The sequence below is a fragment of the Paenibacillus sp. JCM 9796 genome (assembly GCF_055379675.1).
In genome coordinates, this window is the sequence record NZ_AP043723.1 from 2,908,425 (window position 1) to 2,920,873 (window position 12,449).

At 40.1% G+C, this 12,449-nt stretch carries 9 protein-coding genes; all 9 read left to right on the plus strand.

Annotation, left to right across the window (positions count from 1 at the left end):
- The first annotated feature begins 27 nt into the window (after positions 1–27).
- The 9 genes from ACZ439_RS14060 (at position 28) to ACZ439_RS14100 (ending at position 12,444) form a co-directional block, all read left to right on the plus strand.
- Entirely contained in the window at positions 28–1,104 is a 1,077-nt protein-coding gene (locus ACZ439_RS14060; RefSeq protein WP_201317849.1) for a class I SAM-dependent methyltransferase, read from the plus strand.
- Positions 1,065–1,856 (plus strand): transketolase, encoded by a 792-nt coding sequence (locus ACZ439_RS14065; protein ID WP_464619799.1) that lies wholly within the window; start codon positions 1,065–1,067, stop codon positions 1,854–1,856. Before ACZ439_RS14060 ends, ACZ439_RS14065 begins: the two co-directional genes overlap by 40 nt.
- Positions 1,853–2,743 carry a transketolase family protein gene (locus ACZ439_RS14070; protein WP_155615211.1) on the plus strand — a complete coding sequence of 297 codons (891 nt, stop codon included), beginning with the start codon at positions 1,853–1,855 and terminating at the stop codon, positions 2,741–2,743. The genes ACZ439_RS14065 and ACZ439_RS14070 overlap by 4 nt, the downstream gene beginning before the upstream one ends.
- Positions 2,744–2,758: 15 nt before the next feature.
- On the plus strand, positions 2,759–4,114 hold the full coding sequence (locus ACZ439_RS14075) for a glycosyltransferase (RefSeq protein ID WP_464619800.1): 1,356 nt from the start codon (positions 2,759–2,761) through the stop codon (positions 4,112–4,114).
- A gap of 78 nt (positions 4,115–4,192) precedes the next feature.
- Entirely contained in the window at positions 4,193–5,839 is a 1,647-nt protein-coding gene (locus ACZ439_RS14080; RefSeq protein ID WP_464619801.1) for a glycosyltransferase, read from the plus strand.
- A complete protein-coding gene (locus tag ACZ439_RS14085; protein WP_464619802.1) occupies positions 5,836–7,464 on the plus strand; it encodes a glycosyltransferase in 1,629 nt (542 codons plus the stop codon). Before ACZ439_RS14080 ends, ACZ439_RS14085 begins: the two co-directional genes overlap by 4 nt.
- A 172-nt stretch (positions 7,465–7,636) precedes the next feature.
- Positions 7,637–9,001 (plus strand): ISNCY family transposase, encoded by a 1,365-nt coding sequence (locus ACZ439_RS14090; RefSeq protein ID WP_074730150.1) that lies wholly within the window; start codon positions 7,637–7,639, stop codon positions 8,999–9,001.
- 114 nt (positions 9,002–9,115) lie between these two features.
- Entirely contained in the window at positions 9,116–11,548 is a 2,433-nt protein-coding gene (locus ACZ439_RS14095) for an HAD family hydrolase (protein ID WP_464619803.1), read from the plus strand.
- Positions 11,545–12,444 carry a glycosyltransferase family 2 protein gene (locus ACZ439_RS14100; RefSeq protein ID WP_464619804.1) on the plus strand — a complete coding sequence of 300 codons (900 nt, stop codon included), beginning with the start codon at positions 11,545–11,547 and terminating at the stop codon, positions 12,442–12,444. Before ACZ439_RS14095 ends, ACZ439_RS14100 begins: the two co-directional genes overlap by 4 nt.
- Positions 12,445–12,449 lie beyond the last annotated feature (5 nt).

Genomic DNA, 12,449 nt, shown 5'->3' on the forward strand with positions numbered 1-12,449 from the left:
GATTGGCATATGGAGCTATTCCTAAAGGTGCCTGATAGTGCGAGAGAAGTCTCGAAACTATATGATACACCAACGGCATCAAAGGGTGTAGATTTAGATTTATATAAATGCAACAGGTGTGGGCACTATCAAATCCCGGATGTTAATATTGACAGTTATTATGAAGAGTATCTCATGACAGCCAGTTACTCAGAGAAAATGCAAGATCATCAAAAAAAACAAGTGAATGAACTTTTCAAGTTATGTAAAGTGCCGGTCAATTTCTTGGAGATTGGCTGTGGGGATGGTAACTTCATGGATCACTCAAAAAATAAATTTTCTAACGTTGTCGGTGTTGAGCCGTCAAAAACATTTTTCTTTGAGTGCGAAAAAAAAGGACTTCAAGTAATAAATGAATATTTAACAAGAGATATAAAATTTAATTATTTATTTAATGCTTTTGTATCCCGACAGGTATTCGAACATTTACCTAACCCATTTGAAATTTTATCGGTTGCGTATGATTTAATGGATGATGATGCGGTGGGTTTAATTGAAGTTCCAAATGCTCAAAAAATGTTGTCGGAGGGCAGATATTTTGATTTGTTTTCGGATCACTTAAATTATTTTACATCTATGAGTTTATGCTACTTGGCTGAAAGAGCAAATTTTAATGTGATTAAAGTTCAAGAGAGTTTCCAAGACGATTATTTAGAGATTTACTTAAGGAAAAAAGAAAAGAAACCGAATTTAACCGAGAAAAGAGTGAATGACTTTAAGTATATTATTGATCATTCCAAGACATATAACCACATTTCTGCTTGGGGAGCCGGTGCAAAAGCACAAGCTATTCTAACCGTTATTGGTCAGGATTTAAATTTGAAACATATTTTTGATTCAGATCCTCATAAGCACAATAAATATATCTGTAATAGTTCGGCCCTAATCGTTACGCCAAGCTTCGAGGCCATTAATGACAATGAGCTAATTATTATTTTTGCTGTCTCGTATCAGGATGAAATCATCTCGCTATTAAGGAACAAATATATGTTTCAAGGAGATATTATGTGTTTGGGAGGTGAACCATGCATCTTAAAAATATCAGAGAATCCATTATTTATATGACCCACTATTCAAAATCGTCGCATGTCGGCACATGCTTATCGATAGTAGAAATTTTATACGTTCTTTACTTCAAAATAATGAAAGTAGATCCGGAGAATCCGCTAAAGCCGGATAGAGACAAATTCATATTAAGTAAGGGGCATGGAAGTGCTGCCCTATACTCCACTTTGGCGGAGAGGGGGTTTTTTTCGAAGGAAATTTTAAATCGGTATTATATCGATGATGGAATTTTACCGGGTCACCTCGATATGAAAGCTGTGCCTGGCATCGAGCTGTCAACGGGGTCTTTAGGTCATGGTTTATCTGTTGGTGTGGGAATGTCAATCGCCAACATGCTGGATAATAATCCCGGGAACATTTATGTTTTATTAGGCGACGGCGAATGTAATGAGGGAAGTGTTTGGGAAGCGGCTATGTTAGCGTCGCACAATAAATTGAATAATATTACAGCAATTATTGACTGCAATAAGCTGCAAGGCTTTGGAAACACCAAAGATATAATTATCCAGGAAAATCTAGCCGAAAGATGGAAGTCCTTTGGGTGGGATGTTCTTGAGGTCGATGGTCATTCCATATTTGACCTCGAAAGCTGCTTTAATCAACCGGCAACCATGAATCCAAAAGTCATTATTGCTCATACTGTAAAAGGCAAAGGTGTTAGTTTTATGGAAGATAAACTTGAATGGCATTATAAATCGCCCAATACTCAAGAATTAGAAAAAGCCCTGAAAGAGTTGAGCCGTGCATTATGAGAACTACCTTTCTAGATACATTAATGCAACAAGCCAGAATAGATGACAGAATCTATCTAATCACTCCAGATTTGGGGTTTTCTGTCCTAGAGAAATTCAGGGATGAGTTTCCTAAGCGGTTTTTAAATGCAGGGATTGCTGAACAAAACGCTGTAGGTGTTGCATCAGGCCTGGCCCTTTCAGGAAAAATTGTCTATGTTTACAGTATAGTGCCTTTCGTAACAATGAGATGCTTTGAGCAAATTCGTATTGATGTCGCTTATATGAATACTAATGTAAGACTGGTTGGAGTCGGGGCTGGGTTATCATATGGTCCGCAAGGCGCAACCCATCACGCTATAGAGGATATTGCAATTATGCGGGCGCTTCCTAATATGACGGTTTGCGCTCCGGGTGACCCATTGGAAGTTAGAGAACTGACTAATGCAAGCTTTTATCATCAAGGCCCTATGTATATTAGACTTGGTAAAAATAATGAGCCTCAAATACACAGTCCTGGCACTAAAATCTCTTTAGGAAAAGCGATTGAAGTAACAAAAGGTGATGATTTAGTTTTAATAACGACAAGCAATACGTTGGAATTGGGTTTGAAATGGGTCAAAGAATGGGACGAACAAAACGTAAAGGTCAGACTTATAAGTATGCCAACCGTAAAGCCAATTGATGTGGAAATGATTAATAAGATCATTGAAGAGGGACTTCCCATCCTAACTTTGGAAGAACATAACATTGTAGGAGGCCTAGGGAGCGCAGTTGCAGAGATTGTGGCAGAAAGTGAGAAGAAAATTAAGTTCAAGAGGATAGGGCTACCTGATGTGTATTCGCATTATGTCGGCAGTCAAGATTTCTTAAGAGAAAAACTTGGGTTAGTTAGACCTTCTATTTAAGAGTTGGAGGCACAAATGAAAAAACCGCTACTCACTATCATTATTCCTACTTATAATAGGGCGTCATTACTTGAAAAAGCGCTCAAATCTCTGTTGCCTCAGATTAAAGATCTGGAAGATGTGGAGCTTGTCGTTTCAGATAACGCGTCAACAGATCAAACGGAAGAAGTAGTTAGGCAAGCCCTTCAAACAGGAAGCTTTAAATATAATAGAAACAATGAAAATATGGGTGCCGTAGGAAATATATTTACAGCAATCGAAGAAATCGCAACAGGGGAATATTGTTGGGTTATAGGCGACGATGATATGGTGCGGCAAGGTAAGGTCAATAAGATAGTAGAGATCATTAAAGAAAATAAATTGATTGATTATTTTTTTATTAACTATTTTACAAAACAAATCAAAGAGAGAGACGACATTATTGATAATTTTAATTCAGCTTATACTCCTAGTTTGAAAGAGTGTTTGTCAAAAGATTTGACAGAAAAACAGCTAAATAATTGGGAGCATTTGCTGGGGATTGATACGGATTGGCCTTCTTATTTATTTACTGCCATCGTATCTAGTATCTTTAGAAGAACGACTTGGCTACAATATTCAAATTGTATTCAATTTGATAAAATAGCGGATAATCAATTTTCCAGATTGGATATGACCTATCCGCATTTAAAAATTGTTGCTATTTCCATGATTAACAAACCTGTTTATTATATTGGAGATCCCATCGTCTTATTAGGACAAGGGAGTCAAGAATGGTCAGGGCATTTGCCTAAAATATTATTACTAAGACTGAAAGATGTCATTGAACTTTATGAGGAAATAGGTGTTTCGGAAGAGTATCTTCATATTGTCCGTAATCATTATCTAAAGCAATGTGGAACTGTTTGTTTCAAACTCCTTGAAGAGTCTAACGATCCTTCTCACTTTAAAATGGTTATGGAAGCTATGCAATGGGCAAATGATAATAAAATATTTTTTAATTCATTTATTGAAGAGACAAGACATTTCGTTCAAAGATTAAAGACATACCAAGAATATCTGGTTGAGATGCTTGTATCAACGATAATAGCATATTCAGATAAAGATGATATCTCGATTGCTGTATGGGGAAGTGGAGAAATTTGCAGGTTGTTATACACGAGCTCAGACAACCTCGCACGTAAGGTCAAGGTAGTTATTGATAATAATAAGACCTTGCAAGGGACTGTATTTCAAAATAAGTTTATTATACGCTCTCCTGACTATTTAAAGGAAAACCATGTCGATATAATTGTTATTGCATCAATAAAATATGTTGATGAAATTATAGATCAAATCAGAAACCAATTAAATATAAATACAAGAATATTAAGTTTAAAAGGGTTCAGTTGAAAAACGATTATCGGGTGCAAAATATCCAGCAAAATTAGGAATCCCACTTAGGGGCTGAAAGTACACATGAGGGTCTTAATGTTTCGTACAGCACCAAAACCGATATGCCAGGCGGCGCTTGATTATTTGAAAAAGCATTATGTGGATGTGGAGATAGATTATATAGGGAACGTAGATTGGGATCGTGAAGAAAAGCCGTTCCGGAATTATTACTTATTGGAGTATACAGGCTTTTTGGATAAGAAGAAAATCCCCGGCCAATTGTTAGAAGAGCTTAGAGATAACAAATATGATCTGATCTTGCTCCCCTATAGCTTATATGGTTCAACCACATATAAAAACTTGCTGCGGATTGCCGATCAAATTAAGCCGCTTCATATTTTACAATACCATGACCATGGTCCGGAAAAGCTAAAAACAATAACGGAGCTAAGGATTCGTTTATGGATCCAATCCGTGATTTTTATACTAGCAGTAATTCCGGTATTTCTAATCACCCTTATTAACTATATCCGAGCACTTCTTGTAAAATATTATAATGCAAATCGGACAAGTCGCCCATTGAATTCTGTTCAGGTTATCGGAGGGACTACACGACTTCAAAAGGTTAGAGAAATCGTGCAACCGAACGATAACGGCGTTGTTAAGATTGGATGTATTGCAAGGTTGGATCCCATTAAAGGTCATCGTTATTTATTAGAGGCTGCTCAATTATTGATACAAGATCAACGTCAGTTTGAAATTTTACTAATAGGTGGAGGACCTGAGACTGAGTCTTTAAAATCTTTTTGTGAACAAAAATCCTTGACATCGTTTGTGCGATTTCTGGGGTTTCAAGCTGATATCAAACCTTTCCTAGAGCAATGTGATATTTTTGTATTGCCGTCTTTAAATGAAGCCATGCCCATTTCCTTAATTGAAGTTATGGCCGCGCAAAAACCATTGGTTGCAACAAAGACGGGAAGTATTCCCTACGTAATACAACATGGTCATAATGGCTTGTTAGTAAGTCCAGCTTCTTCTGTTGAACTGGCAGCGGCTCTCAAACGTTTAATGGATAATCCGGATGAAAGAGCTCAACTAGGAATGAATGCATACCGATATTATAGAGAGAATTTGTCACCGGATGTCTTTTGTAAAAAGCACATGGAGATTTACGAGACAGTTGTCGATGCACCTAATCGGCCTATCCGAACAATAGTGACCACAATCTTCGATATGACGATAGGAGGCTTGCAATCTTATATCGAATTACTGCAGACTTGCTCCAGTCATACGGGTTTTCAGGTACAGGTAATGTCTCTCGGGATGGTAAATTTAAACTTAAGAGTAATGCTATTAATTCATTTTCGCAAAATCTTTGCGGCCATATTTCCTAAAAGCGGGGAAATCGCTGCATTCACTTGTCGCCAAATGTTACTCCGTTATTTAATGTTGAAGATCTTGAGATCAGACCAAAAGCCGGATGTGGTCCACGTCCATGATGTCATGGGATACCATGCGTTGGCCCCACTATGCAGATGGTTTTCGGTACCTCTCATATTAACGAAACATGGGGACTTGGCTAAAGAAGTGGCGGCATATGAGAAAGTAGACAAAAATAGCTTTGTCTTTCAATACTTTGATTATTTGGAACATAAGGCTTATCGAGAAGCAAAGCACCTCGTAGTTGTTGACCAGGAGTCTAAAATCAGAATTGAGCGGAGTGAGAACTTCAAATCATGAAGGTTGTCCAAGCCTTTCCTTACCATGGGGTAACAGGTGTAGATCGTTACGTTTCTGTCTTAAATGGCGGGCTGCTTCAATTGGATTCCGACATAGAAATCATTAATTTAATATTTTGTTCTAGTCAAGAAGCAGTAAAACATAAAGAGATAGATCATCCAAGGGTTCATTATCGATTTATAGAATGTGATATGGGCATGAAGCTCAACTATGATCCTCTGAAAGATTGTTTTGCCGATTCAGTCATAACCTCTAAATTTGAGCATTTTTTAGATGCGGAAAAGCCGGATGTTATTAATTTTCAGCATCTATCCGACCTAGGCGTTTCATTACTGGGAGCAGCCAAAGAAAAAGGAGTTTCGACGGTGGTCACTTTACATGACTACTGGTCCATCTGTCCCAGAAGTTTTCTTATAAACTCGGATTTAAAATTGTGTGACGGTCCCAACCTTGGCGCAAGATGTATCCAGTGTTTCGATTCAGCCCATCAACATGTTGGAACTGAAGTAATGCCATTTGTAGCTAGATACCAATTTATCACAGACGCATTGGACAAGAAAGCAGATCTAATTGTGACTGTATCCGATGCTATAAGAAATAGATTATTACAAGAAGGGCTAAATGACAAGAAGGTTGTTTCCATCCATACATCTTTAGATTCTTTGGATAGAACAAGTTTGAAAATCAACCATGACAAGAACGGGGTTACCTTTGGATTTATTGGCAATTTGCTTGTACATAAAGGTCCCCATATTCTTCTAGAGGCATTTCGTCAATTGAATGATCCTCATTCAAGATTGGTCATTTATGGATCCATTGATCCGTTATATCGGCCAACTATTGAAAAAGTAATGGGCAGTATACCTAATGTTTTTTGGAAGGGCTCATATCAGTCCAACGAGCTAGAGGCCATTTTTGATGAAATAGATGTTCTGGTTGTTCCAACGATTTGTCCGGAACAGCCGCTAGTCATCCTAGAAGCACTCCAGTATCATACTCCGGTTATAGGGTCAAATTTGGGAGGCATTCCCGAAATGATTGGTCCGGAGTTCGGGGCTTTGTTTGAAGCGGGAAATATAGAACAGTTACTTTTGCTAATGAAAAAAATCACCGCTTCTCCTGAAATATTAACATCTTGGTCGAAACAAATTCCGGTATTGCCGTCGGTTGAGTCTTTTTGCAAGAAAGTATACGATTATTACAAAGCAACTGCACGGCGTCGTATTTCGCCAGGTGTTGTAAAATCGGATCACCTATCACTTCTAGGACCCCAAGATAAAGGCTTCCTAAGAAAACCAATGATACCAAGGCAAATCAAGCGTATAGAGGCGCATTTATATACTGTTGGTGCAAGAAAGGTAGCCATATTCGGTACTGGACAACTTGGACTAATGATCTATCGACATTTAGTTAACCGAGATGTGAAGATTATCAGTTTTATTGATAATGACCCTAAAAAATGGGACCAAGTCATTGATGGCATACCAGTAACGTCTCCGACCCAGATCACAGATATTGTCGGATTAGAAATGATAATTATCGTGTCAGATTGGGAGATAGAAATCATGGAGCAACTGGAGAGTATGGAATTGAATGTTCCAGTTATAGGGTTTTATAGCTACTAACTAGTTACCCCTGAAAAAGTCGGGCTATTTTGACAAAATAAAAAGGAATTCGGCACCTCAAAATGGAAATTGTTATTGTCCAGATAACAATCCATCCATCCCCGAGGGAAGAATTCCTTTGTTTAAGGAGTTCAACGCAGAGCCTCGGGAATCCTTCCTTGAGGTGATGAAAATGTTGAAACTTCGTGACGAGCAAATAACGATGTGGGATGCGATTCTTCCGGAAGCTGTTAGAACGCTGCCGGCCGAACTTGCCATCATCGATCGCTTGCTGGACGACGAAAAATTTCTTCAACCATTCGCGAAGCTGCATCCGAAAGGCAAGAAGAGCGGTCGCCCTACGCTGGCGATCGAGAAGTACATCCGTCTTATGGTCTTGAAACACAAATATAATTTGGGCTACGAGTCGCTCGTGAAGGAAGTTGGCGACAGCATCACCTGGCGAATGTTCTGCCGTATTGCCATCGATGAGAAGATGCCGGATCCGTCCACGCTCATCTATGCCCGCAAACGCTACGGCGATAAAATCGCCCAGGACATCAACGCTGCGCTTATCAAACAGTGTGAAGAAAAAGCGATTCTGAAAACCCGTAAATTCCGTACAGACACGACTGTCGTGGAATCCGACATTCATCACCCGACAGATGCTACGCTATTGCAGGATGGTGTGAAGGTCATCACGCGAATGATTCAGAAAATCCGCAAGGTCGCTTCCCACGCCGTTCAAGGCTTTGAAGATCGTACGGCTGAAGTTAAAGAAAAGATTCTGTCCATCGCCAAAGTACTGCGGCGTCGCACACGGGAATCGTGGGAAGAAGTTGACAAGATTACGCAAAGCGTAATCGAAGTAACCGACAGCGTCGTAAAGGGTGCACAAAGCGTCGTAGAAAAACTGCAAGACAAGGGCAAAACGGCCGTTCAGCAAAGCAAAGCAAAACTGTCGGCGGCGGTCGAGCTTACCGGGAAACTGCTGGAACAAGCCAGACAGGTCGTCTCCGGCAATCGTATCATCGCCGATCGTATCGTCAGCTTCTTTGACCCCGAAGCCAGGCCGATCAAGAAGGGCAAGCTAGCCAAAGGCACGGAGTTCGGATACAAGGTGCGAATCGACGAGACGGAAAGCGGCTTCGTCACCGGTTACGCCGTCTATGAGGGAAATCCCTCTGATGACGAATTGCTTGTTCCCGCCATAGAAGCACATATCAAGCAGTTCGGCAAAGCACCGCAGGCCGTAGCCACCGACCGCGGCTTCTCAAGCAAGAAGAATGAAGCAGCCATTACTGAACTTGGTGTAAAGCGAGCCAGCTTGCCGCGAAAGGGCAAGAAAGGCATTGCCCGCACGGAGTACGAAAACGAAAAATGGTTTAAGGACTTGCAGCGTTACCGTGCAGCCGGAGAAGCGAAGATTAGTCTTCTCAAGCGCAAGTACGGTTTGAACCGCAGCAGGTACCGGGGCTTTGCTGGCTCAAAATGCTGGGTCGGCTTCGGAATCCTGACCCACAATCTGCAAAGAGCAGCAAAAATGCTTCAAAACTAAGGTAGAAATAGAAATCCGGGGGAACCGACATCCACAAAACCACTCGGCTCCCCGAGACCATTTTTAAAATTGGACTTTTTCAGGAGCAACTAACTAGGAAACGAGTGGGGAAATATGACATCTGTTCAATGGTGGGACAAGCCGTTCGATGATTCGCTTTGGAAAAGAGATCGATACCTAAATACAATCATCGGCTATGTCAATAATATTAAAGTCTTGAGCTTAGATGTGTTTGATACACTCTTATTAAGAACTTGTGAGAAGCCTGTTGATGTCTTCTACCTGTTGGGACAGCAAGCCATTCAAATGCAACTTGTAAGAAATGGATTAACGGCAAAAGAGTTTCAAGAGATCCGTATATTAGCTGAGAGAAAGGCAAGATTCAGACTCAAAAAAGAAGCAGGGCATGACGAGGTAACTTTCGAGCAAATATATGAAATGTTACCGCAAAACATAGGCGATCGAGCTAAGATTATGAACCTCGAATTAGAAGTAGAAAGGCAAGTCTGCTATCTAAATCCTAATATCGAGTCACTAATTAAGAGTGTTAAAAAAAATGGAACCAAGATTGTTCTTCTATCGGATATGTATCTTTCCTCAGAGCAAATCAAGAGACTTATCAGTTCGTCAGGACTAGAAGAATCGTTGATTGACTTCATGTTCGTTTCCAATGAAGAGGGGGGGGGCAAGGCTAATGGGAACCTCTTTCATAAAATGGTGACGCGTTTTCCTAATGAAAATATCGATGCGTATCTACATATAGGGGATAGCGCAGATGCGGATGTATACGGGGCAATCCAGTTTGGTATCAAGGCTATTCACTATAAAGTAATACCATCTGATTTTGAAGGTGTTTTTGAATGGGAGAAAGTTCGACATCATGATATTTTGCCCCAATTACAATCGATTCGAAAGCTAGCTGGAGCAACATCGGCTGAATACCCAGAGGATGATCAATTTTGGTTTCGATTCGGGGCTGAAGTATATGGGCCTTTTTTAGCAGCCTATTGTGACTGGATACTGGATATTTGTGTTCAAGAGCGAAGAAAGGCCATTTATCCATTTCTCAGGGAGGGAATATTGCTTACCGGCATGCTCAAGAAGGCGGCGCAAATGCGGCGGCTTGATATAAAAATCGAACCTTTGTACGTTTCCAGACAAGCTACTTTTTTAGCGGGGCTGGATGCGTTCGATGAGGAGCATTTCGGTAATTTATTCGAGAGAAATCATTTTACTGTGGCGGATCTCATACGAATGCTTGAATTAGAAAAGGAACTGCAAGCTTACCTAGATTTTGCTCATATACCATTAAGTGAATCGGCAAAAATTGTTTTGTCGCAGGGCGGCAATTTGAAGCAGAGCTTGAAGAATGTACTGACAAGCTCGGTTGTGCAAGAGAAAATACGGGAAGTTATTGATAGAAGAAGAAATGATTTAGTTCAATACTTACAACAAACCTGTAATTCTTTTGACGGCATCGTGACCGTTGATTTAGGCTTTAAAGGAACAATCCAAAGATCTATAAATGCTGCATTGAAAATATCAGGCATTCCTTTCGATATAAGTCATCTTCTTGCCGTTGGCGGCGAAGAAACGAAGCATCATCTTCTAGCGGGGCTCGATATTCGTGGGTTTACGGGAAATAGTGGGGAAAACCACGATTTAATCAAGACTATTATGAGAAGTCCTGAATTTTTGGAAGAGTTGTTAATGGGTGAAATAGGCTCCACATTAGGTTATGAACAACACCAAGGTGCCTCAAAGCCAATATTAGGGAAATTAAAATATGGAGAAGAAGAAATTAGAAAAAAACAAATCTGTCAAGAAGGTGTAATGGCCTTTCAAGCTTATTGGTACTACTTAAAAGAGAAAAAATCACAACTGATGAAAATTCCAGACGCGTCAAACCGTGATTTTGCTAAACTTATTCATAGAGTTATTGACATGCCAACAGCCGAAGAGGCTCATCAATTTGGTGGTTTGACACATGATGATAACTTTGGAAGTGAGCATGCAAGCAGCATTTGCACAAAAGAAGATTTAGATTTATGTAATCGATTAGGGTCGGAGCATTTTTTAGAGCTAGGCCGCTTTGGATTTAAAGCTACTGAGGTTTACTGGCCTCAAGGTGTAGTCACACTATCTGACCCTGCTGTAATTTTTCGGCATTATTTGAAGCATAGCACTGCCCATGGATATCTTTACATGATGAGTCATCTTGTATCCAATCTTCGACAAGCCCATATTCATGAAATTACGATCTACGGGGCAGGTGATGTAGGACAATCATTACTGAAAATTGCCCGTTTAAATCAAATTAAAGTAGCTTACTTTGTAGATAGAAAACCTTCCCTTTGGGGACAGAAGATAGATGGAGTAGAAGTGATCTCGTTAACATCGGCTTTGTCAAAAAACATTAATGTTTTTGCAGTTGGCTCCCTTTCTTTTATTAGCGATATTATCATGGATATCAGAACAAAATTTCAAGATGTCGGTAGATCGCCGCAAATATTTAGCCTTCAAATAGGCAAGGAGGCCCAGGGATGAAGGAGCCATGCGTGAGCATCGTTATGCTTTGTTGGAACCGCAAAGAAGATGTGTACGAAAGCCTGCGGCGTATTCGTGAGATCGAATACGGAGCTTTAGAGGTCATTGTAGTAGACAACGGCTCAACGGATGGAACACAGACGATGGTAGAACAGGAATTTCCCGAAGCGCGATTAATTCGCATGTATAAGAACCTAGGGATCGAGGCTTATAACATTGGGTTTGAGAATGCAAGCGGTGAATATATCGTTATTCTAGATGATGATTCTTTTCCTGCTAAACAAGCTATCCGTCGAATGGTTGATAAATTTCAGAAAGATCCACAATTAGGCGTGGTAGCTTTCGACGTTCGAAATTACTTCAACTATGACGAAGTAAAAACGATGGAAGCGGAAAGTGGAGATGTTAACACGGCTGCAATCACAAAAGATTATCTGATGTCTTTTAACGGAGCTGGAGCTGGTGTTCGAAAAGATATATTTAAAGAAGTTGGGTTCTACCCTGAAGATTTTTTTCTTTATAATAATGAACTGGACGTCGCTTTCCGTATTTTAGACTTGAACTATAAGATCGAGTTTTTTTCAGATGTGGTTGCTTATCATAAATTCTCGCCACAAAATCGAGCGTCGTGGAGGGCGCCTTATTATTACACTAGAAACGCCTTTTGGATTGTGTGGAAGAACTATCCGATTAGAGCGGCTGTAAAACAGACTCTCAAGTTAATCTACGATTGTTTATATGCATCCATGGAGCAAAGAACAAATGTATATCTCAAAGCTTTAATTGCCGCCTTCAGTCAGTCGGACGCAATCCGAAATAAGCGAAAAGCTGTTCGGGCTGATATTGTTCAGCGCCTTCGGGTCCCCTTTGATGTCTTTTTTACGTTTTATCGGTAATCGAA